Here is a 22,435-nt window from a genome sequence, read left to right as displayed (position 1 = left end):
TACCGTCGCCGTAGTCGTATGTATACGCGTCATACCCGACCGGTCCGGTGACCGTACCCGGCGGTACGGGCGTCGTACCCCACCGCGGTCGCCCGATCGGATCCACCGTCGATCGGCTTCGACCGTCACGTCGCGATGGGTCCGAAACCCCCGATCAGGCCGCCTGCGACGGCCCGGCGCCGTCGTTGTGACGCGCCTGCTCGGTGTAGAAGCCCAGATCGAAGGCGAGCGTGTCGCCCTGGATCTCGTTGCCCACTTCGAGGGGCAGCTCCCACTCGAGCGCGACGCAGTGCATCACGCCGTCGCCGCGGAACGCGTCGCGGTCCGGGTCGTCGGCCGGGTCCGTGAGCTCGTCGTACAGCGTCGCACGGTTGCCGTCGAGCGGGATCCCGTCCCCGTCGGCGAGCTCGGCGAGGACGCTCGCGAGCGTGTCCTCCATGATGACCTTCTCCTGCGTGGCCTGCGCCGCGAGGTTACCGAACACCGTCGGGATGTTCAGCGGGTCGTCGAGGTCGTTGAAGAACAGCGGATCGCCGCCCGCCCCGCCGGCGGGGCCGGCCATCGCCAGCAGGGTGCTGGCGCTGCCGTTGACGTTGATCGTGTAGACGTCGGTCGCGGGGCTGGGCGACGCCGCGCGGGCGTCGTCGGCCGCCGCGGTGGGCGAAGAGAACGTCGTCGAGCCCGTCCCGTTGAACGACTCGCCGTCCGAGAGGACGATATTCTGCTTCGCCACGCCGGGGCGCCCGTTCGCGAGCTCGCTCTGCGCGTCGTCGACGCCCTCGCCGATGTACGTGCCCGTCGCGATACCGCCGCCCGCGAACGGGTTCGGGTCACCGTCGCCGTCGAACGGGGTCGAGCCGGCGCCGCCGCTCACGACGTTCGCGAGCTTCTGCCGCAGGCCCGACAGCGCGCCGTCGACCACGGACAGATCGTCGGTCAGGGGCTGTAAGATCCCGGTCCGGGGTTCGTTGTCGCCGGACTTCTCGCCGTCGAAGTACGCGACGCCGACCTCAACGTCAGCGTTCGCGTTCTGGAGGAAGTCGATGAACTGCCGGGTGCCGAGCTCGACGAGGTCGATCTTCGTCGTCTCATTGTAGGTGGTCCCGTTGATCGCGATGTCGTCCGTGTTGACCAAACCCCCGAACCCGTCGTACAGCATCGAGCCCGAGAAGTCGAGCGTCAGCATGATGTCGACCGGCTCCGCGCCGTCGTACACGTTGTCGCAGTCCTCATCGTACCAGAGCGTCGCCTGGATCGCGTCGCCGAGGTCGCCGAGGTTATCGGGGTCGACGAGCATTTCCGGTTCGGTGCCGGCGCCGCCGTCCTCGCTGACGTTGCCCGCCTGCATCCAGATGTAACCGGGGTTGTCACAGAGGTGGAGCGAGAAGGTGATCTCGCCGGAGTCGCCGGGCTTCACGTCGGTGAGCTGGACCAGCGTCTCCATCTCCTCGCCCGTGACGGGGTCCGTGCCGAAGTCCGCCTCCGAGAGCGGCGGGATGTTGTCGCAGGTCAGCACCGGGAGGTTCGCCCCGTTGCTGTCCGTGTCGTCCTCGTCCGGGAAGTCGCTGTAGCTGAACACCTCGCCGTCGATCTCGACGGACTGCTCGCCGTCGCCGTCGTGGTCCGGGTGCGCGCTGACGAACTGGTGCCCCTCGCCGAAGTCGTACGTCTGCTGCCAGTCGACGAGCAGGTCGAGCTGGCCCGCGGTGAGGGTGTTCCCGTCGAACGACTCGGTGTCGTTGAAGTACGCCGTGGTGCCGAGGCCGGCGCCCGCGGAGGCCACGCCGACCGCGCCGAGGCCCGCCAGCATCTTGCGCCGCGACAGTCCGATCGTGTCGAATTTCTTGTTGTCTGTCATGATTGTGAATCCCCGAGGGGAGTCCCACCGACGGAGTCGAACCGTCGTCCCGGCCGCCCGCGCGGGTCCGGAATGGGTGGTGGTCGGAATTCGTCGCGAGCGCGCAGTCCCGCCCGCGATCGGGCGGACGTTGCGCGTTCGGCGACGCTTATTCGACGCTGATGTCGAAGGCGACGCCCTCCTCTGCGGTCATGTCGTAGTCTCCCTGAAGGTTGACCTCCACGTTGCCGCTGATGGTGAACGCGTTCGCGACGTCCGCGGCGTCGGTGTCGAACACGAGGTAGGTGACATCGCGGTCGGAACCGTCGTCGTCATTCGACGCGGAGATCGCGTCGGGACCGCTGAGCGACACGGGGGTGCCGTCCAGGTCCAGTGCGAGGTCCGTCACGGAGACGGTCGCCTCGTCGGCCTTCGTCGTGATGCCGAGCTTCCCGCTGGGGGCGGGAATCGTGCTAGCCACGTTCACGCCGTCAAGGGTGAACGAGGCGTTACCGCTGCCGTCGTAGGTGTAGCTGAACGGGACGGGGTTCCCGGGCGTCCAGACGTAGTTGGCCGTGTCGGCGCTGCCGACGTCGGGGCCGACCGCGACCTCCCACGTGTTCTGACCACCGAAGCGGCCGCGGGCGAAGGAGGTCTCCTGTTCGGTGTCGAACTCCTCCTGCTTGGCGAAGCCCTCGCCGGTCGTAGTCGTGATAGAGGGTTCACACGGGTTCGCCGTGCCGTCGTTGTGGCGCGACTGGACCGCGTGGAACTCGAAGTTCATCGTCAGCGAGTCCGACTGGATCTCGTTGCCGACCGTCGTCGGGATCTCCCACGAGAGGCACACGCACGGGCCGGTGATGAACGCCTCGCCCTCGTCGGGCTCGACCACGTCGGCGTACTCCGCCTGCTCGCCGGGAACGAGGCCGGCCATCCCGTCGCCGTCGAGGGCCGCGCCGCTGGAGATCGCCGCGATGACGTCGACGAGCGAGCCGGAGACGATCTCTCCGTCTGCGAGCGGTTCGCCGTCCTCGTCACAGTAGGCGAGACTCGCAACGATCGAGTCGCCGAGCTCGCCGAGGTCGGGCGTGTCGTCGACGGCCGACTCGGGTTCGTTGATGCCGTTCTCCGCCTGCGAGAGGTCACCGCACGCCCACATGTACGAGGGGTTGTCGACGATCTCGAAGCAGAACTTCACCTCGCCGGAGTCGCCGGGCTTCACGTCTTCAAGGTCGTAGAACATTCCCGCGGGGGTGCCGTCCTGCTCACCGGCCGCCGTTTCGGCCTGGTTCACTACCGTCCCGTCGCTGTCGTACGAGGCGTCGTAGTTGACGAACAAGTCGAGCGAGCCCGCAGTCAGGGTGTTGTTCTCGAACGTCTCCGTGTCGTTGAAGTACGCCGTGGTGCCGAGGCCCGCGCCCGCGGAGGCCACGCCGACCGCACCGAGTCCGACCAGCATCTTGCGCCGCGATAGTCCGATTTTGTCGTCGTTCATTGTGTATCATCCCCGAAGGGAACTCCCGGCGGCGGTCGCGAACCGCCGCGTCGGCCGCCCGAAGGCGCCGAGCCGGGAACCGGACGAAGGTGTCGTCCGGGGCCGCGTCGCTCCGAGGAGCTAGTTCGGATCGCTCACGTTGCCGGTGCCGTTGGGGGCGGGACCGGGGCTGGTGCTGTTCACGTCGGTCCCGTTGAACGCCACCTGCGGGTTGTCGTTGTGCCGCGACTGCTCGGCGTAGACGGCCAGATCGAAGCTCACGGAGTCGGTCTGGATCTCGTTGCCGACCTCCGCCGGGAGCGTCCACTCGAAGCCGATGCACTGCGTGGTCGCGCCGGGGTACGGCTGCCGACCCTCCTCCTGGCGGTTGCCGTCGAGCGCCTCGCCGTCGGCCAGTTCCGCGAAGACCTCGCTCATCGTGCCGGAGAGGATCTTCTGTTCGCCCGCGAGGACGATCTGCGCGATCTCGGCGTAGACGGTGTCGAGGTCGGACGGGTCGGGCGCGACGAAGGCGTCGTCGGAAGAGCTGGCGACGCTCTCCAACAGACCGGTGTCGGCGTTCCCGAGCGCGATGGTGAAGATGCGGATCCCGTTGTTTTTGGCGTCGGTCGCGGCGTCGGTCGCGGCGGTCTCGTTAGACTGCCCGTCGCTCAGCAGGATCATCACCTTCGACGCGCCCGGCGTGGCGATGGTGCCGTTGAGGAGCTCGTCTTCGCCCTCGATGATACCGGCGGCGATCGAGGTGCCGCCGCCCGCGGTGTAGTTGTTGATCGCGTTCTGAACAGCCTGGTAGTTGGTCGTCAGCTCCTGGTCGGTCAACGCGCCGGAATTGAACGAGATCGCCGCGGCCTCGTCGGGCGACGAGAGGTTCCCGACGAAGCTGGTCGCGGCCGTCTTCAGCGAGGAGAGCGCGGATCCGCCCATCGAGCCGGAAACGTCGCTGACTAAGGCGACCTCCAGCTCCTGCTGCTGGCCCGTGCCGGTGGGCTCGTACACGTTGTCGCAGTCCTCGTCGTACCAGACGCAGACCTCGATGGCGTCGGCGAGTTCGCCGACTCCGTCGGTGTCTTCGCCCTCGTCTTCCAGTTCGGGCTCGGACTGACCGTTCTCCGCGTTCTCGGTCAGCTCGCCCGCGAGGTAGAGGTACGCGGGGTTGTCACAGATGTGAATGCTGATCGTGACCTCGCCGGAGTCGCCGGGCTTCACGTCGTCGAGCGTGAAGATCGGGATCCCGTCGCCGTTGACGAGGAACTCGTCCGCCTCGGGCGAACAGAAGTCGAACATCTCGTCGTCCTGCACGTAGTTTTCCCATTCTTGCATGTCCCCGGGGCTGGGCGCTTGGCCGATCAGGTACTGTCCGTCGCCGAGATCCTGCGCTAAGAACTCTTCGTCGCCGCCGGCGTACCCCATCGCCCGAATGTCGTCCAAACGGCCGGGACCGCCGAGGTACGTCGACTTGTAATCCAGCTTCAGGTCGAGCTCGCCCGCGGTGAGCGTGTTGTTAGTGAACGACTCGGTGTCGTTGAAGTACGCCGTAGTACCGAGTCCCGCGCCCGCGGACGCGACGCCGACGGCGCCGAGGCCCGCGAGCACCTTGCGCCGCGAGAGTCCGATTGTGTCGTTTGTGTCTTGGCTCATGGTTTCTCTCCCGACTCGCCCCCCGTCCGCGCTGGGCTGACCGAATCGGTTACTCTCTCCTCCGGGGGGTACCCACGTAGTTACGAACATCCACGTCACCGTCGAACGCCCGATTCCAACCGATAGAACGTCTCACGCCGCAGGTCAAAGAGTCCGTTCGACCGACGGTCCGGCGTCCCTACTCCGGTGGTTATTGCCGGTAGGTGCGCCGTACCGCTGCCGCCGAACGCGGCACGGAGACCGTACTTGTTGGGTCGGATCCGACAGGGACGCCGTACTTTCCCCCCTCGATCGGCGGCTCCCACGGGTATCGAGCGCATACATATACCCTCATCAGTCGCACTGAGTGACAGAACCCGGACGCCGCCGAGCGCGGCCTTCGGACCCCTACCTCATGAAACTCCGAAACGACGTGTTACCGGCCGAACAAGTGTATTCCATCCTCGCGAACGAGCGCCGACGGCGCGCGATCGAACAGCTCAGCTCCGTCGGCGGGCCCGTCTCGGTCAACGAGCTGTCGACGCTCGTCGCGGGCCGCGAGACCGGCGAGAGCCCGCCGCCGAAGCGCGCTCGCGAGAGCGTGTACACGTCGCTGGTCCAGACGCATCTCCCGAAGCTGGCGGCCGCGGGCGTGATAACGTACGACCGCGAGACGCAGACCATCGAGCTCTCGCGACGCGCGCGCGACGTGCGGCTCTACACGGAGATCCTCGCGCCCGGCGGCGCGACGTGGTCGGAACTCTACCGCGCGCTCGCCGTGGGCTCGCTGCTCGTCGTGCTCGCGGCGCTCCTCGACGTCCCGCTCGTGTCGGCCGTCGACCCGATCCTCTGGACCAGCCTCGGACTCGGCGCCTTCGCCGCCGCCAGCGCGGTCCAGCTGTGGGTCAACCGCTTCTCGGTGCTCCGGCAGCTTCGGCTCCGGTGACGGGCTCGAAAAAGGACTCCTTCTCCGTCGTACTCCGCTCTCGTATCCGAACCGTCGGTCTCCCCTACTCGGCGGCGGCCGCGACCGACTCGGGGAGGCGTAGTTCGAACAGCCGCGCGTCGCAGCCGGCGCATCGTCCGGCGACCACGTCGTAGCTCGAACAGCAGGACTCGACGACGCGCTCTTCGAGCCCGACTTCGCCGGCGCAGCTCGGACACTCATCGACGAACAGCCTGAGCGCGCCGAGCACCGCGCTGCGGTCCGCGAGCGCCAGCGTCGTCCAGTCGCCGCGGGTCGCCGTCAGCACTCGGTCGGCCGCGACGTCCGCCCGGAACGCCGCGCGCGACTCCCAGTGACCGATCTTCTCGTCGCCCGCGTACGCGAACCCGACGCCCTCGTACCAGTCGATCGCCAGCTCGTCGGCGTCGATCCCGGTAAGCGTCGCGAGCGCCGCCACGTCATCGCGGTCGCTTCGGTCCCCGTCGACGCCAGTGTCCCTCGGCTCGCCCGTCGCCGCCGCCCGCCACGCCGACGCGAACTCGGGCGCGAACGCGAAGTCGTCGCCGGCGGGCGTCTCGACGAGGATGTCGGCGTCGAGCAGGTACGTCTCCGGATCGACCTCGCCCGACGGACGGGCGGTTATCCCCCTCGAACCGGGCGTTTTCCCGAACAGCGCGAGGACGCGCTCGGGGAGGTACCGCTTCGTGAGTTCGGGCGTACCCGGCACGAGGTAGCCGCGCAGCCAGATCGCCGCGAGCGCGGCGCCGAACCCGGCCGTGCCGAGGAGCGGGGCACCGACCGCGGCCACCGCGGTCGCCCCGACCGCCGCGATCCCGACGTTGACGATCGTACAGGGGAGACAGCGGTTCTCCCCGGTGTACTCGGGCTGTCGGAGTCGATCGACGGCGACGCGCGCGGGCTCTCGAAGGCGACCTGCGGCCGTGTCTCGTGACGCGTTCATACCGCTCGAACGGCGCCTACCCGCCTATGTATGCGCCGCCTACCACCGCGTGCGCCGCCTACTGCCGCCGCGTACGCCGCTACTGCCGCCGCGGGCCTCATCCCCGATCCGATCGTTACAGAATAATTATGATATCGGGCAAAATCAGCTCGCTAAATAGCGCCTTTATTTCAAAATCACCATTATATCGGCTTTCAAACTGTTTTCTGAGTCTTCTTCGAACCGGATTTATTGCGATCGCACTCGCTGCCACACTAACAGAAAGTGATATGTAATGTCGGCTTAATCTACTTACAATACAAATGGGTGAGCCATGACACCGCAACTCATTGGGTCGGAAGAGCGCTCGCTCGCTGACGCGGACGGTCCGTCGCGCGACGAGGTGTTCACGGCGCTGAGCAACGCGCGGCGTCGGAACGTGATCAAGTATCTGAAAACTAACGGCGCCGAGGCGCGCGTCCGCGACATCGCCGAGCAGCTGGCGGCGTGGGAGAACGACCTCGAGATCCCCGAAGTGACGTACAAGCAGCGCAAGCGAGTGTACACGGCGCTTCACCAGTCGCACCTCCCGAAGCTGGCCGCCAGCGGCTTCATCGACTACGAGTCCGACCGGGGGTTGGTGTCGCTCACCGAGGAGAGCCGCCAGCTGGAGGTGTACCTGGAGATCGTCTCGGACAACGAGATCCTCTGGAGCGAGTACTACGTCGGGCTCGCGGTCGTGTGCGGGCTGCTGGCGACGGCGGCGTGGGTCGGTACCGTCCCGTTCGGCGCGGTCTCGGGGTACGCGTACGCGACGCTTTTCGCGCTCGTGTTCGGCGTCTCCGGTCTGGTCCACCGAACGGTGACGCGCCGCAACCGGATCGGATAGTTCCAGCTCGGCCCGACACCCGCAGGGTTTTACGCTCACACGGCGGGAGTACGGACATATGGCAACGGGGATCGTCGGGGAGTTCCTCGATCTCAAGGCGGAGACGGACGCGGACGTCCTCGCGATGCAGTGCGGCGACTTCTACGAGTTCTTCGCGGACGACGCGGAGCTCGTCGCGGACGAGCTCGACCTGAGCATCTCGCAGAAGTCCTCCCACGGCTCGTCGTACCCGATGGCGGGCGTGCCGCTGTCGGAGCTGACGCCGTACGTGAACGCCCTCGTCGAGCGCGGCTACCGCGTCGCGGTCGCCGACCAGTACGAGACCGACGGCGGCGACCACGCCCGCGAAATCGTCCGGGTCGTCACGCCCGGCACCGTCCTCGAGACGAGCGACGACGACGCGCGCTACCTCGCGGCGGTGGTGCGGTACGAGGGGACCGATTCCGACGCCGACGGCCCCTACGGGCTCGCGTTCGCGGACGTGACCACGGGGCGGTTCCTCGCGACGACGGTCGACGACGGCGGCGACCTGCGCGCCGAGCTGTACCGGTTCGACCCTGCGGAGGTGCTTCCCGGGCCGCAGGTCCGCAACGACGACGACCTCCTCGGGGCGGTCCGCGAGGACCTCTCGGGGCGCGTGACCGCCTTCGACGGCGAGGCGTTCGCGACCGGCCGCGCGCAGCACGCCGTGCGCGAGCAGTTCGGCCGCGAGACGACCGACAGCGTCGGGCTCGACTCCGAGCTCGCGGTCCGGGCCGCGGGCGCGGTCCTCTCGTACGTCGAGGAGACGGGTGCAGGCGTGCTGGCCTCGATGACGCGCCTCACCGCCTACGGCGCCGACGACCGCGTTGACGTCGACGCGACCACGCAGCGCAACCTCGAAATCACGGAGACGATGCGGGGCGACGCCGACGGATCGCTGTTCGACACCGTCGACCACACCGTCACGGCCGCCGGCGGGCGCCTGCTCCGCGAGTGGCTCACCCGCCCGCGGCGCGACCGCGAGACGCTCGCCGACCGCCTCGACGCGGTCGAGGCGCTGGCGTCTGCGGCGCTCGCCCGCGACCGGCTCCGCGAGGTGCTCGGCGACGCGTACGACCTCGAACGGCTCGCGGCGCGCACGACGAGCGGGAGCGCGGGCGCGCGCGAACTGCTCTCGGTCCGCGACACGCTCGCGCTGCTCCCGGACCTCGCCGACGCGATAGGGGGGACCGCGCTCGCCGACTCGCCCGCGGCCGCCGTCCTCGACCGCGTCGACCGCGACGCCGCGGCCGACCTGCGCGATGAGCTCGCCGAGGCGCTCGCGGAGGACCCGCCGAAGGCGAAGACGGGCGGCGGACTGCTGAAGGAGGGGTACGACGAGGAGCTCGACGAGCTGATCGAGCGCCACGAGTCCGCGAAGTCGTGGCTCGACGGGCTCGCGGAGCGCGAGAAGCGAGAGCACGGGCTCAGCCACGTCACCGTCGACCGCAACAAGACGGACGGCTACTACATTCAGGTCGGGAAGTCGGTCGCGGATCAGGTCCCGGAACACTACCGGGAGATCAAGACGCTGAAGAACTCGAAGCGGTTCGTCACCGACGAGCTCGACGAGAAGGAGCGGGAGGTCCTCCGCCTGGAGGAGGCCCGCGGCGAGCTGGAGTACGAACTGTTCGAGGCGCTGCGCGAGCGCGTCGCCGAGCGCGCCGAGCTGCTCCAGGACGCCGGGCGGGCGATCGCGGAGCTCGACGCGCTCGCCTCGCTCGCGACCCACGCCGCCAAGCGGGATTGGACGCGCCCGGAGCTCACCGACGAGCGCCGGCTCGACGTCGAGGCCGGGCGCCACCCCGTCGTCGAGGGGACGACCGACTTCGTCCCGAACGACCTCCGGCTCGACGCCGAGCGCGGCTTCCTGATCGTCACCGGCCCGAACATGAGCGGGAAGTCGACGTACATGCGCCAGGCCGCGCTGATCCAGCTGCTCGCGCAGGCCGGGTCGTTCGTCCCCGCCCGCGCCGCCGAGGTGGGGCTCGTCGACGGCATCTACACCCGCGTGGGCGCGCTCGACGAGCTGGCGCAGGGCCGCTCGACGTTCATGGTCGAGATGCAGGAGCTGTCGAACATCCTCCACTCGGCGACCGAGGACTCCCTCGTGATCTTGGACGAGGTCGGCCGCGGCACGGCCACCTACGACGGCATCTCCATCGCGTGGGCCGCGACCGAGTACCTCCACAACGAGGTCCGGGCGCGGACCCTCTTCGCCACCCACTATCACGAGTTGACGACGCTGGCCGACCACCTCCCGCGCGTCGCGAACGTCCACGTCGCCGTCGACGAGCGTGACGGCGAAGTGACCTTCCTCCGCACCGTCCGCGACGGCCCGACGAACCGCTCGTACGGGGTCCACGTCGCCGACCTCGCGGGCGTCCCCGACCCCGTCGTCTCGCGCGCGGACGAGGTCCTCGACCGGCTCCGGGAGGAGAAGGCGATCGAGGCCCGCGGCTCGCGGAGCGGGGGGACCGGCGACGGTGCGGGCTCGGGCGCCGACGGCACAGGGGACACGCAGCAGGTCGTCTTCGATCTCTCGTCGGGGTCGTTCTCGGGGGCGATGAGGGGGCGGCGGCGGACGGGGCGACAACGGCCGACGCCTCGGACTCCGGCGGGAGCCGAAACGGAGCGGACAGCGGGTCGATGGCGGCCGGTTCCGGCGAGCGCGCGGAGACCGCAGAGTCTGCGGCGCCCGCGGCCGCCGACCGACTCGACCCCGAGACCCGCGCCGTGATCGAGGAGCTGAGCGACGTCGACGTCGCGGAGACCCCCCCGGTGGAGCTGCTCTCGCGGGTCCAGGAGTGGCAGGACCGGCTGGACTGACCCCCCGGGATCCGAGCGCCCGATTCGGGTGCGTCTGACGTAAGAACTAATGTCTAACCTCGTCGTGTGGTGTGTATGGGCATCATGAGCAAGATCCTCGGCGGGGGTGGGAGCCGCTCCGTCGACGATTACGTCGAGCTCGACGCGGACGACTTCGCCGACGCGCACGCGGAGACGGGCACGCAGGTACACTTCGCCGAGATCGGCGACCAGAGCGACGTCATCCCGATCAAGGACGCGGTGTACGACGGCGACTTCGTCATCGCTGACATCACCCGCCACTCCACGTCGGACCGGACGATAGAACACGTCTACGACGAGCTCCGTCAGGTGGTCGAGGAGGTCGACGGCGACATCGTCCAGAAGGGCGACGACCAGATCATCGTCACTCCGACCGGCGTCAAGGTCTCACGGCAGAAGCTGTAACCGCCGCGTTCCGGCGGTCTCGCACCGCTCCTCTGTCTGCCGTCCCGCTTTTCCGCACCCGATTCGGTCCCACCGGTCGAACCGTGTCATATATGCCGTTCTCCCGCCCACGTAGAGTCGAATGGACGAGCCGGTCCTGCTGACGGGCGCCGGCGGACGGGTGGGACAGGCCATCCTCCGCGGTCTCGGCGACGAGTACGACTGGCGGCTCCTCGACCGCGAGCCGCTCCCGGCCGCGAAGGTGCCCGACGGGGTCACCGACGCCGACCGGTACGTCGCCGACATCACCGACGAGCGCGCCGTCCGCGAGGCGGTCGCCGACGTCGGCGCGGTGATCCACCTCGCCGGCGACCCACGGAAGACCGCGCCGTGGGACTCTGTCCTCCGGAACAACATCGACGGGACGCAGGTCGTGATGCGCGCGGCCGCCGAGGCGGGCGTCGAGCGGTTCGCGTTCGCCTCCTCGAACCACGCCGTCGGCGGCTACGAGACGGACGAGCGGACCCCCGACCTCTACCGCCCCGAGGACGACTACCGGCTCGACGGCAGCGAGCTCCCCCGCCCCGGCAACCTCTACGGCGTCTCGAAGGCGGCCGGCGAGTCGCTCGGGCGCTTCTACCACGACGAGTTCGACATGAGCGTCGTCTGCGTCCGCATCGGCAACCTCACCAAGGACCACCCGCCCCGAGAGTACGAGCGGGGGCAGGCGATGTGGCTCTCGCACCGCGACTGCGCGCACCTGTTCGACCGCTGTCTCCGAGCCGAGTACGGCTACGAGATCGTGTACGGCATCTCGAACAACGACCGTCGCTACTACTCCATCGAGCGCGCCCGCGAGGCGCTCGGCTACGACCCCGCCGACAACTCCGCCGATTACACCTTCGAGGGCAAACCCAAGTCCGACAGCGACACCGAGACGAACGGCGATCGCTACGACGACGACTCGTTCGCGTCGGACGCCGATCGGCCCGCACCCGAGTCGCCCGCCGAACCCAACTTCCCCGCCGACCCGGACGACGCCTGACCGGCTCGACGGGCCGTTGCCCGCTTCTCGGGCCGAATCGGCTAAAACAGGCCGTCGACGTCGCGCCGCTTCCGCGCCTCGCGCTCGACGTGATCGCCCAGCCGCGCGGCCACCTGCGGCCGCGCATCCGGCGCCCGGAGGTACGCGAACAGCAGTTCCGCGAACTCGGTCCGTCCAGTCCCCCGCTCCTCGCGAGCGAACTCCGCCGCGGTCGCGAGTACCGCTGCGTCGCCCGGCTCGCCCCCCCTCGCCAGCGCCGGCGCCGCGACCCCGGCCGCGGCGAGCGACAGGTCGTCGAACGTCGGCGTCTCGTCGTCGATCCGGATCCGCGGCGCGGTCGCCGCGTCCGTGTCTCCCGTGTCTCCCGGGGTCGCAGCGAGCCGCTCCGCCCACTCCCGGACGGGCCCCAGCTCGACTCCGCGCGGATCGGAGATATTCGCCAGCGCCGCGACGGCGTTGTCCGCGCGCTCCGCCGCCCCGGAGCGGTCGCCGTCGCTCGCGCGGTGCGTCGCCGCCGCGGTCGCGGCCAGCCCCCGGAGCAGTCGCTCGACGTCGTCGGGAGTGTCACTGTCGGCGTCGCTATCGTCGCCGTCCGATGGCTGTCGTTCACCTTCCCAGACGTCGCGGGCCGCGAGGAACTGCCCCTCGTTGAACAGCGCGGCGCCGGCGGTGATCGCGACTGACGCGGAGAGGGCGTCGCGCGCGCCTCGGTCCGGAGCGGAGTCGCGGTCGGTCACGCCTCGCGGTCGGCGGCGGCGAGTGATAAATGGCGAGTTCTGGGGTCGGGAAAGCGGTGGGGGAAGTGGAGGGGAAGGTCAGCGGGGAAGTGGAGGGGAAGGTCAGCGGAGAGGAGGCGGAGGCACTCGCCCGCGCCGGATACGTCAGGCCTCTCGGACGGTGCCGTCGTCGTCCGGCAGGCGGAACGTCCGGTCGACCGCGCTCGGGTGCCGTCGGTGAAGCGCCGCGCCGGCGACGGCGCCGCAGAGGGCCGCCAGCGCGACCGCGGCGGCGACCGGGAACGAGAGGACCGCGATCGTCATTACCGGCAGCGCCGCGAAGGCGATCATCGCGCCGCGCGACGGGAGCGGTTCGGCCGGGTGCGGGCCCGCGTTCGGGTCGGGGTAGTCGGGGTGGTCGGTGCGTCTGGAGGGGGATCGGTCTGCGTTCATCGTCGGATCGTGGGTGCGGTGCGAGGCGGACGCCTCGCAGGGTGTCGGTTCGGCCGCCTCTGCCCGCGCGCAGCGGGACACTGACGGCGGAGCGGGGTCTCGGGGCGTCGGGAGAAGACGGCGCTCGTCACGGCGGACGAGTCGGCCGTCCCCGCGTCGGGGGTCACGCGGCGACGGCGCCGAGGAGAGCGGCGACCGGTCCGCGGGCCCGTTTCCGGACGCTCCGGCGGGGGGCGAACGTGGGGATGGGGTCGCGGACGGTCATGGGTTCGACCCGGCGGTGGGGGACCAGCCGGGCGTGGTACCACCGAGTAACGGAACCGAATTAATAGTTGTTTGTGTGTGTGATACAATACCGTGCTTTCCCTGTCGCCCCGGTCCGGCCGACCGGCACGCCCACCAGTACACTAAGGGAGACGGGGCGCGTATATCCGGTAGACGTGTCCAGTAGCCTGCTGCCGGTGATCGCGGTGGTACTCGTGTCGGGGCTCGCGGTCCAGCTCCTCGCTCACCGGCTCCGGGTGCCGAGCGTCATCTTCTACCTCGCGATCGGGGTGGTGTTGGGACCCGAGCTGCTGGGGCTGGTCACGCTGGAGACGTTCGGCGACGGACTGGAGATCATCGTCGGGCTCAGCGTCGCGATCATCGTCTTCGAGGGGGCGTTCGCGCTTCAGTTCGACCGGATCCGGCGCGCGTCGACGGTGTCGCTCCGGCTGGTGACGATCAGCGCGGTCGTGATGTTCCTCGGCACCGCGGCGGCGGTCCGCGCGTTCACCGACGGCACGTGGGAAATCGCACTGCTGATCGGCGCGCTGCTGGTGGCGACCGGGCCGACCGTCATCACGCCGATCCTCAACGTGGTCCGGGTCCGGGACCACGTCGCGACCGCGCTGGAGACGGAGGGGATCGTCAACGACGTGACGGCCGCGATCGTCGCGGTCGTCATCTTCGAGACGCTGCTGCTCGACGACCTCGGCGTCCCCGCGACGGTGCTATCCTTCCTCCAGCGGTTCGGCGTCGGCGTCGCCGCGGGGCTGCTCGCCACCGTCATCATCTACGTGTTGCTGGAGAGCGACCTCGTCCCCGAACGCGACGTGCAGGCGTCGCAGTTCCTCGTGTTGTCGGCCGCGATCGGGTCGTTCGCGGCCGCGGAGGCCGTCGCCGCGGAGGCTGGCATCGCGGCGGCGGCGACGAGCGGGATCCTCCTCGGGAACCTCGGGATCGACAACCGCGAGGAGATAGAGAAGTTCGCGGAGAACACCACTTCGATCGTCCTCTCGTTCGTGTTCATCTCGCTCGCGGCGCTGATCGACGTCGAGGCGATCGCGGGGCTCGGCCTCGGCGTGGTCGCGCTCGTCGCCGTCATCATGCTCGTTCTCCGGCCGCTGGGGGCGTTCCTCGCGACCGTTGGCGTCGAGCGGTTCACCCGGCCGGAGCGGCTGTTCATCGCGAGCGTCGGACCGCGGGGGATCATCCCGGCGAGCGTGGCGACGCTGTTCGCCATCGAGTTGGAGCTCGCGGGCAGTATCGCCGCCGGCGAACTGCTCGTCGGCACGGTGTTCGCGGTCATCTTCGCGACGGTCCTCGTCGAGGCGGGGCTCGCGCGGCAGATCGGAGAGTTCCTCGGAGTGTCACCAATGCGTACGATAATCATCGGCGGGGGTCGGGTCGGTCAGGCGCTCGCCACGCGACTGGAGAACAGGGGCGAGTACGTCGTGGTCGTCGAGTCGGACCCGGACGTCGCCGAGCGCGCGCGCTCGGAGGGGTACACCGTCTACGAGGGGGACGGCAGTGACACGGAGACGCTGCGCGGCGCCCACATCGAGGACGCCAAGCGGTTCATCACGACGACGAGCGACGACGACATCAACCTCCTCGCGTGCCAGCTCGCGATCACCAAGTTCGACGTCGCCTCGGTGTACTCGCGGGTGAACGACCCGGACAACGTCGACGCCTTCGACAGCATCGGCGTCACCGGCATCGACGCCTCGACGGCGACCGCGGTCGCCATCGACGACGAGATCGAGCGACCCGCGCTCACCCACTGGATGAATGAGCTCGGCGACAGCCACGACGTCCAAGAGGTCGAGGTGACCTCGAAGGAGTTCGCGGGCAAGACGATCCGCGACCTCAACGCGCAGATCCCCGACGGCACCTTCGTCGCCGTCGTCAGCCGCGACGGCGAGAACCACGTCCCCTCCGCGGACACCGTCCTCGAAATCGGCGACCACGTGACGTTCATCGGCGACACCGACGCGGTCCGCCAAGCGATGGACCGCTTCCACCCGCACGATTAAGACGTAGAGTGGGTGGTTCGGGTCGGCTACTAAGCGAGGGTACGGTGCGTCGCACTGGCGGTCGGTCATTTATAAATAGTTGATATCGGTTCGGTGACTTCCGCTCAATCTCCGACACCTCGCTTATAAATAACGGACCGAGGAGCGGCGATGACGGCCGCCTAACCTCCAGCCGGACACTTATAAATAGTTGACCACAAATCGACGGCCTACACAGCCAAATCATCAGTCACTCGCGTATAAATAATCAACTACGGATCGGCGGCGGACACCGCCAAAGCCCCAGCCGGGAGGTGGGCGCACGCTCGTTGCGCGCTTCGGTCGTTCGCTTCGCTCACTCCCGCCAGTGCTTACGTCGCCTGCGCCCACCTCCCGGCTGCCCCTTTGAGTCCCACCCCGCACCGCTCCGCACAGCACCTCACACCTCCCCAGCCTCGTCGGTGGTCCTCCGCGTTGCTCCGAACCACCGACTCCCTCGCACGCGCTCCTCGCGGCCGTTTAAAAACGGCCGCTCGGAGGCGCGCGCCACCGCACAACCAACATCACCTAACGTGTCGCGTAGGACCGACACACTGCTCGCAATCGTCGTGAGATTATGACTAAAGAACGTCCTGACGGAGATTTGAACTCGGAAAGACGGTCGGCCTCGCTTCGCTCGGCCGCTGCGACTTTCCTGCTCAAATCTCCGCGGAGTTTCTTTCAGCACGTGCTGCTCGCTACGCTCGCAGCGTTGTGTTAAAAGAAACGTCCTGACGGAGTCTCACGCGAGCGAAGCGAGCGTGAGGCAAGTCAGGACCGAACGCAGCGGCTGCCGAGCGAAGCGAGGCAGCCGCAAAGTGAGCGTCCTGACGGAGATTTGAACTCCGGTCCCTGGCTCCGCAAGCCAAGAGGATAGTCCACTACCCTACCAGGACTCATCTCCACGTACCGCGGTAGAACTTAAGACGGTTACGGTCCGGCGGCCGCGTGCCTGCGGTCCGCACGCACGCGGCGCGGGACGAAGGGTGGAGTAGACGAACGCGCACTCGCGGCGCGGGATGAACACCTTTTGTACCAACGGGCCCCATGCGCCTCTATGAGACGCCTTCGAGCCGCGACCGCGACCCGAACCGGTCGCTCCGCAGGTCGGGCGGACTCCGGCGCGAGCCCGGACCGACGGCAACGCTTATCTACGAACTCACAGAGTACGGAGGTACGCGTATGGGAGCCATAGAGGAGGTGTACGAGGACCTCGACACGGATGTCGAGTTCGAGGAGTTCGAGGCCGCTGTCGAGGACAAAGTCGAGCAGATGGGCGGGCTCGCCGACGAGGAGACCGCCGCGATGCTCATCGCGCACGAGCTGCGCGACGAGGAGGCCGACACCATCGCCGACATCGAGCCGGGGATGAACGACGTGAAGTTCCTCGGCAAGGTGACCGCCATCGGCGAGGTCAAAACCTTCGAGCGCGACGACGAGGAGGCCGAGGAGGGCCGCGTGTGTAACATCGACGTCGCGGACGCCTCGGGCTCTGTCCGGGTCGCGCTGTGGGACGAGATGGCTGCCGCCGCCGAGGAGCAGTTGGAGGTCGGACAGGTGCTCCGCGTCATGGGCCGCCCGAAGGAGGGGTACAGCGGGCTCGAAGTGAGCGCGGACAAGGTCGAACCCGACGAGGACGCCGAGGTCGACGTGCAGGTACTCGACACCTACCGCGTCGAGGACCTCACGCTCGGCGCCTCCGACGTCAACCTCGTCGGACAGGTGCTCGACACTGACTCGATCCGGACGTTCGACCGCGACGACGGCAGCGAGGGGCGCGTAGCGAACCTCACCGTCGGCGACGAGACGGGGCGCGTGCGCGTAACGCTGTGGGACGGCAAGGCCGACCTCGCCGAGGAGTTCGAGGCCGGCGAGGTCGTCGAGGTCGGCGACGGCTACGTCCGCGAGCGCGACGGGGACTTGGAGCTCCACGTCGGCGACCGCGGCACCGTCGAGCGCGTCGACGAGGACGTCGAGTACGTCCCGGAGACGACGGACATCGCCGACCTGGAGATCGGCGAAACCGTCGACGTCGGCGGCGGCGTCATCGAGACGGACCCGGTGCGCACCTTCGACCGCGACGACGGCAGCGAGGGGCAGGTGCGCAACGTCCGGATCAAAGACGAGACGGGCGAGATCCGCGTCGCGCTGTGGGGCGACAAGGCCGACCGCGAGATCGACCTCGCCGACCGCGTCGTCTTCACCGACGTCGAGATCCAGGACGGCTGGCAGGACGACCTCGAGGCGTCCGCGAACTGGCGCTCGACCGTCACCGTCCTCGACGAGGGGAGCGACGCGGCGGCCGGCGTCGCGGACGGGGCGTCGGCCGCGAGCGCCGCTGGAGGCAACGAGGCCGGCGGGAGCGACGACCGCGACGCGGACGAGACCGGTCTCGGCGCCTTCGCCGAGGACGGACGGAAGGCGGCCGCCGAGGCCGTCGCCGGCGAGAGCGGCGAGGGCGAAGCGGGGAGCGCGAGCGGCGGCGCCGCGGCCGCGACGGCGGAGGCGTCGGGCGAGGACGTCGAGTTCACCGGGACGGTCGTCCAGACCGGCGACCCGGTCGTCCTCGACGACGGCCAGCGGACGAGGACGGTCGACACCGACGCGAGCCTCCGGCTCGGCGAGGAGGTAACGGTCCGCGGGCCGGAGCGAGACGGCACCATCGACGCGGACGACGTGTTCTGAGGCGGACGCGTCTTCTGGCCCCGGCGGTCCCCGTCCGGATCCGGCGGGGATGCGGCTAACGGAAAGCGTTATACGATACACGGACGCGTCTGTGTGTATGAGTGTCGAGTTGCCGTTCGCGCCGGTCGACGGGATCATCCGGCGGAACGCGGGGGAACTCCGCGTCAGCGCGGACGCCGCCGAGGAGCTCGCGCGACGGATCCAGTCGCACGGCGCGGAGCTGGCCGTCGACGCGGCCGAGCGGGCGACCGCCGACGGTCGAAAGACGCTGATGGCCGCGGATTTCGGCGTCGAGCAGGTCGTCAGCCGGGAAGACCTCACGCTGCCGGTCGCGCCCATCGACCGGATCGCTCGGCTCCGGATCGACGACCGGTACCGGGTCGGCGTCGACGCGCGGGTCGCGCTGGCCGACATCTTAGAGGACTACGCCGACAACGTCGCGAGCGCGGCCGCGACGCTGGCCCGCCACGCGGACCGACGAACGGTACAGGCCGAGGACATCGAGACGTACTTCGCCCTCTTCGAGTAGATGCGGTTCGGCTACAGCGAGCGGTGTCTCGACCACGACACCGGCGAGCGACACCCGGAGAACCCGGACCGGCTCCGCGCGATCCGCCGCGGCCTCACGAAGCGACACGGCGTCGAGTACGTCGAGGCGGACCCCGCGGAGAAGGCGGCGGTCACGGCGGTCCACGACGCCGACTACGTCGACGAGCTGGAGTCGTTCGTGGCGGACGGCGGCGGGAGCTGGGACCCCGACACCGTCGCCAGCGACGGGACGTGGGACGCTGCGCTCACCTCCGCCGGGCTCGCCCAGTGGGCCGCCCGCGAGGCGCTCGACGGCTCGACCGGTCGACGGACGCCGTTCGCCATCGGCCGCCCGCCGGGCCACCACGCCGTCACCGACGACGCGATGGGGTTCTGCTTTTTCAACAACGCCGCCGTCGCGGCCCAGACCGCGCTCGACGAGGACCTCGCCGACCGCGTCGCGATCTTCGACTGGGACGTCCACCACGGGAACGGCACGCAGGACATCTTCTACGACCGTGGCGACGTGTTCTACGCGTCGATCCACGAGGATGGGCTGTACCCGGACACGGGCGACCTCGACGAGACCGGCGAGGGGGACGGCGAGGGGACCACCGCGAACCTCCCGCTGGCGGCCGGCGCCGGAGACGCCGACTACCTGTACGCCGTCGACGAGGGGATCGCGCCCGCGGTCGACCGGTTCGACCCCGACCTGCTGATCGTCTCGGCGGGGTTCGACGCGCACCGCCACGACCCCATCTCGCGGATGCGCGTCTCCTCCGAGGGGTACGCGCTGTTGACCGATCGGATCCGGACGCTCGCCGACGACGTCGGCGCCGCCGACGCGTACGTGCTGGAGGGCGGCTACGGCCTCGACACGCTCGCCGAGGGCGTCTCCATGGTCCACGAGACGTACGACGGCCGGACGCCCGTCGCCACCGACGAGGACCCGGACGCGAAAACGGAGTCGCTCGTCGACGACCTGCTGGCTGAACTGGACCTGTAGGGCGCGCTCGTCGCTACCGCTCCTCGTTCGTTTTGCGGCAGCGAAAGACGCCCGGAGCGGGATTTGAACCTCGGTCGTTCCGCTCGCTTCGCTCGCTTCACTCTCTGGTTCAAATCCCTTCGTCTGTATTCGTCGACGCCGGACTCGCTCGTCGCTACCGCTCCTCGCTCGTAGTCGGCGTCGACAGAACGCCCGGAGCGGGATTTGAACCGAAATCAGACGTGCTCGCTCACTCCGTTCGCTGCGCGCGACTGATAGGGTTCAAATCCCTCGACGCTTCGCTGCCGCAGTACTCACTCGTCGCTGCCGCTCCTCGTTCGTTTTGCGGCAGCGAAAGACGCCCGGAGCGGGATTTGAACCCGGAGGACTTCGCTCACTGCGTTCGCTCGTCCTCAGATTCAAATCCCTTTTGCGACCGTTTTCGACGAACGGCTCGCTACGCTCGCCGTGTTGTTCGTCGAAAACGCCCGGAGCGGGATTTGAACCCGCGTCACGACCGTGACAGGGTCGTATGATGGGCCACTACACCATCCGGGCAAACAGCGACAGCGCCCCGAAACGGGGGACGCCCGGAGCGGGATTTGAACCCGCGTCACGACCGTGACAGGGTCGTATGATGGGCCACTACACCATCCGGGCTTGTCGCATCAGTTCGTACCCCTGTCTGGCAAATAAGGCTTGTCATCCCTGACGGGAGTGCGGGTCGGTGACAGGGAATTGGGGCGTCCGAGCCGCGACGCCGAGGGGGCAATCGCGGTCGCGGCCGGTATGCTTTTGTGTCGACCTCGCGTGTGTGGGAGTGTCGAACGCCCCGGCCCGTGAGCCGCGCGCGGCAGCGCTTGGTAACTCTTATGCCGCTGGCGTATATACGTATCTGTAGTATCTCGTGATAGCTTCTCCCCACCACCAGCACCCATGGTAGACGTAAGCCAACACGAACTCGTCCCGGACCACGTTCTCCTCGACGACCCCGAAGAGGTCGAGGAGGTCCTGGCGGAGTACGACGTGAAGAAAACGAACTTACCGAAGATCAAACGCACGGATCCCGCGCTCCCCGACGAGGCCGAGGTCGGCGACGTGGTGAAGATCGTTCGCGACTCCCGAACGACCGACGAGGCGGTCGTGTACCGATTAGTCGTCTCATGAACAGGCAAGACCGACGCGTGGTTTCACGCGAGTACTTCTCGGACGAACGGCTCGCCGAACACCACTTCCGCTCGTTCAACAACTTCCTGGACCGCGGCATGCAGGAAGTCGTCGACGAGAAGGAGACCATCGAGACGGACATCGGCGACAAGGAGGGTCAGGAGCCGGTGTACGTCGAGCTCGGCGACGTGCGGATGGTCACCCCGCGCGTCCGCGAGGCCGACGGCTCCGAGGAGCTGCTGTACCCACAGGAGGCGCGGCTCCGAAACATCACCTACTCGGCGCCCGTGTTCATGGAGATGTCCATCGTGCGCGGCGGCGAGGACGAGCCCGAGGAGGTCGTCGACACGACCGAGACCAAGGTCGGCCGGATGCCGATCATGGTCGGCTCGAACAAGTGTAACATGGCGGGCTTCTCCGACGAGGAGCTCATCGACATCGGCGAGGACCCCGTCGACCCCGGCGGCTACTTCATCGTCAACGGCTCCGAGCGCGTGCTGATGACCTCGGAGGACCTGGCGCCGAACAAGATCCTCGCGGAGTACGACTCGAAGTACGGCGACGAGATTCAGGTCGCGAAGACGTTCTCCCAGCGCCGCGGGTACCGCGCCTTGGTACTCTGTGAGCGCAACCGCGAGGGGCTGCTCGAAGTGTCGTTCCCCTCCGTCTCCGGCTCCATCGACTTCGTGACCCTCGTCCGGGCGCTCGGACTCGAGTCCGACGAGGAGATTGTCCACCGCGTCTCTGACGACCCCGAGATCGTGAAGTTCATGCTGGAGAACTTAGAGGAGGCCGACGTCCAGACGACCGAGGGGCGATCGAGACCCTCGGCGAGCGCGTCGCCTCCGGTCAGGGGAAGAACTACCAGCTCAAGCGGGCGAACTACGTCATCGACCGCTACCTCCTGCCGCACCTCCACGAGGAGGGCGTCGACGAGGAGGACGTGCGGATCAACAAGGCGTACTACCTCTGCCGGATGGCCGAGGCGTGCTTCGAGCTCGCCCTCGACCGCCGGGAGGCCGACGATAAGGACCACTACGCGAACAAGCGCCTGAAGGTCTCCGGTGACCTGATGCGCGACCTGTTCCGCACCGCCCTGAACAAGCTGGCGCGCGACGTGAAGTACCAGCTCGAACGCGCCAACATGCGGAACCGGCAGCTCACCGTCAACACCGTCGTGCGCTCCGACGTGTTGACCGAGCGGCTCGAACACCCGATCGCGACCGGGAACTGGGTCGGCGGCCGCTCGGGCGTCTCCCAGCTCGTCGACCGGACGGACTACATGGGCGTGCTCTCGCACCTCCGGCGCCTGCGCTCGCCGCTGTCGCGGTCGCAGCCGCACTTCGAGGCGCGGGACCTCCACGCGACCCAGTGGGGTCGCATCTGTCCCTCCGAGACGCCGGAGGGACCGAACTGCGGGCTCGTGAAGAATTTCGCGCAGGCGATGGAGCTGTCACAGACGGTCGAGGACGAACAGGGGCTGAAACGAGAACTGGCGTCGATGGGTGTCGAGGGGATCCCCGGCATCGAGGGCGTCGAACGACAGACGGCGGACGACTGAT

General features: G+C 68.5%; 15 protein-coding genes, 3 tRNA genes and 2 pseudogenes. 11 read left to right on the top strand and 9 right to left on the bottom strand.

What is annotated here, in order from left to right; translation table 11 throughout:
* Positions 1-154: 154 nt before the first annotated feature.
* The 3 genes from J7656_RS00785 to J7656_RS00775 all read right to left on the bottom strand — a co-directional run bounded on the left by J7656_RS00785 (position 155) and on the right by J7656_RS00775 (position 4,970).
* Complete coding sequence (locus tag J7656_RS00785; protein WP_211553790.1) at positions 155-1,858, bottom strand: SipW-dependent-type signal peptide-containing protein; 1,704 nt, start codon at positions 1,856-1,858, stop codon at positions 155-157.
* A 148-nt stretch (positions 1,859-2,006) separates the two neighbouring features.
* Positions 2,007-3,332 carry a choice-of-anchor W domain-containing protein gene (locus J7656_RS00780; RefSeq protein ID WP_211553788.1) on the bottom strand — a complete coding sequence of 442 codons (1,326 nt, stop codon included), beginning with the start codon at positions 3,330-3,332 and terminating at the stop codon, positions 2,007-2,009.
* Between the two features lie 120 nt (positions 3,333-3,452).
* Positions 3,453-4,970: a vWA domain-containing protein gene (locus J7656_RS00775; RefSeq protein ID WP_026046101.1), complete on the bottom strand. Its 1,518-nt coding sequence runs from the start codon at positions 4,968-4,970 to the stop codon at positions 3,453-3,455.
* A 394-nt stretch (positions 4,971-5,364) separates the two neighbouring features.
* On the opposite strand from J7656_RS00775, the gene J7656_RS00770 reads away from it, so the two are divergent.
* Positions 5,365-5,895: a DUF7344 domain-containing protein gene (locus J7656_RS00770; protein ID WP_211553787.1), complete on the top strand. Its 531-nt coding sequence runs from the start codon at positions 5,365-5,367 to the stop codon at positions 5,893-5,895.
* A gap of 64 nt (positions 5,896-5,959) precedes the next feature.
* On the opposite strand, the gene J7656_RS00765 is transcribed toward J7656_RS00770, so the two are convergent.
* Positions 5,960-6,856: a DUF8054 domain-containing protein gene (locus tag J7656_RS00765; protein WP_211553786.1), complete on the bottom strand. Its 897-nt coding sequence runs from the start codon at positions 6,854-6,856 to the stop codon at positions 5,960-5,962.
* Positions 6,857-7,169: 313 nt separating this feature from the next.
* Here J7656_RS00765 and J7656_RS00760 point away from each other — a divergent pair, with 313 nt between their 5' ends.
* The 4 genes and pseudogenes from J7656_RS00760 to azf all read left to right on the top strand — a co-directional run bounded on the left by J7656_RS00760 (position 7,170) and on the right by azf (position 12,024).
* A complete protein-coding gene (locus tag J7656_RS00760) occupies positions 7,170-7,724 on the top strand; it encodes a DUF7344 domain-containing protein (protein WP_211553785.1) in 555 nt (184 codons plus the stop codon).
* A gap of 58 nt (positions 7,725-7,782) precedes the next feature.
* Positions 7,783-10,574: pseudogene (mutS, locus tag J7656_RS00755) on the top strand (DNA mismatch repair protein MutS).
* 75 nt (positions 10,575-10,649) lie between these two features.
* The gene (locus J7656_RS00750; protein WP_017341869.1) at positions 10,650-11,000 is read left to right on the top strand and encodes a cell division protein SepF; all 351 of its coding nucleotides are present in this window, start codon (positions 10,650-10,652) and stop codon (positions 10,998-11,000) included.
* Between the two features lie 121 nt (positions 11,001-11,121).
* Entirely contained in the window at positions 11,122-12,024 is a 903-nt protein-coding gene (azf, locus tag J7656_RS00745) for an NAD-dependent glucose-6-phosphate dehydrogenase Azf (RefSeq protein ID WP_211553784.1), read from the top strand.
* Positions 12,025-12,065: 41 nt separating this feature from the next.
* Here azf and J7656_RS00740 read toward each other — a convergent pair whose 3' ends face one another.
* Both J7656_RS00740 and J7656_RS14880 read right to left on the bottom strand, forming a co-directional pair.
* Positions 12,066-12,761: a DUF309 domain-containing protein gene (locus J7656_RS00740; protein ID WP_211553783.1), complete on the bottom strand. Its 696-nt coding sequence runs from the start codon at positions 12,759-12,761 to the stop codon at positions 12,066-12,068.
* Between the two features lie 144 nt (positions 12,762-12,905).
* A complete protein-coding gene (locus J7656_RS14880; RefSeq protein WP_249191485.1) occupies positions 12,906-13,193 on the bottom strand; it encodes a hypothetical protein in 288 nt (95 codons plus the stop codon).
* A 461-nt stretch (positions 13,194-13,654) separates the two neighbouring features.
* Between J7656_RS14880 and J7656_RS00730 the strand changes: the two genes are divergently transcribed.
* Entirely contained in the window at positions 13,655-15,490 is a 1,836-nt protein-coding gene (locus tag J7656_RS00730; RefSeq protein WP_211554532.1) for a cation:proton antiporter domain-containing protein, read from the top strand.
* An 841-nt stretch (positions 15,491-16,331) separates the two neighbouring features.
* Here J7656_RS00730 and J7656_RS00725 read toward each other — a convergent pair.
* Positions 16,332-16,404, bottom strand: a tRNA-Arg gene (locus J7656_RS00725).
* Between the two features lie 286 nt (positions 16,405-16,690).
* Between J7656_RS00725 and J7656_RS00720 the strand changes: the two genes are divergently transcribed.
* From J7656_RS00720 to J7656_RS00710, 3 genes are all read left to right on the top strand, one after another.
* Positions 16,691-18,193 carry a single-stranded DNA binding protein gene (locus tag J7656_RS00720; protein WP_211553782.1) on the top strand — a complete coding sequence of 501 codons (1,503 nt, stop codon included), beginning with the start codon at positions 16,691-16,693 and terminating at the stop codon, positions 18,191-18,193.
* A gap of 97 nt (positions 18,194-18,290) precedes the next feature.
* Positions 18,291-18,722 carry a histone family protein gene (locus J7656_RS00715; protein WP_004599099.1) on the top strand — a complete coding sequence of 144 codons (432 nt, stop codon included), beginning with the start codon at positions 18,291-18,293 and terminating at the stop codon, positions 18,720-18,722.
* On the top strand, positions 18,723-19,727 hold the full coding sequence (locus tag J7656_RS00710; protein WP_017341875.1) for a histone deacetylase family protein: 1,005 nt from the start codon (positions 18,723-18,725) through the stop codon (positions 19,725-19,727).
* 464 nt (positions 19,728-20,191) lie between these two features.
* Here J7656_RS00710 and J7656_RS00705 read toward each other — a convergent pair.
* Both J7656_RS00705 and J7656_RS00700 read right to left on the bottom strand, forming a co-directional pair.
* Positions 20,192-20,264: transfer RNA gene (locus J7656_RS00705), tRNA-Asp, on the bottom strand.
* A 29-nt stretch (positions 20,265-20,293) separates the two neighbouring features.
* Positions 20,294-20,366 (bottom strand) — tRNA-Asp (locus tag J7656_RS00700).
* A 276-nt stretch (positions 20,367-20,642) separates the two neighbouring features.
* Here J7656_RS00700 and J7656_RS00695 point away from each other — a divergent pair.
* Both J7656_RS00695 and J7656_RS00690 read left to right on the top strand, forming a co-directional pair.
* Entirely contained in the window at positions 20,643-20,873 is a 231-nt protein-coding gene (locus J7656_RS00695; RefSeq protein WP_004599097.1) for a DNA-directed RNA polymerase subunit H, read from the top strand.
* Positions 20,870-22,434, top strand: a pseudogene (locus J7656_RS00690) (DNA-directed RNA polymerase subunit B''). The gene J7656_RS00695 and the pseudogene J7656_RS00690 overlap by 4 nt, the downstream one beginning before the upstream one ends.
* Position 22,435 lies beyond the last annotated feature (1 nt).

This window comes from Halorubrum ruber (assembly GCF_018228765.1).
Classification (GTDB): Archaea; Halobacteriota; Halobacteria; order Halobacteriales; family Haloferacaceae; genus Halorubrum; species Halorubrum ruber.
The sequence above is the reverse complement of the archived record's forward strand: the minus strand, read 5'-3'. Positions and strand labels throughout refer to the sequence as shown.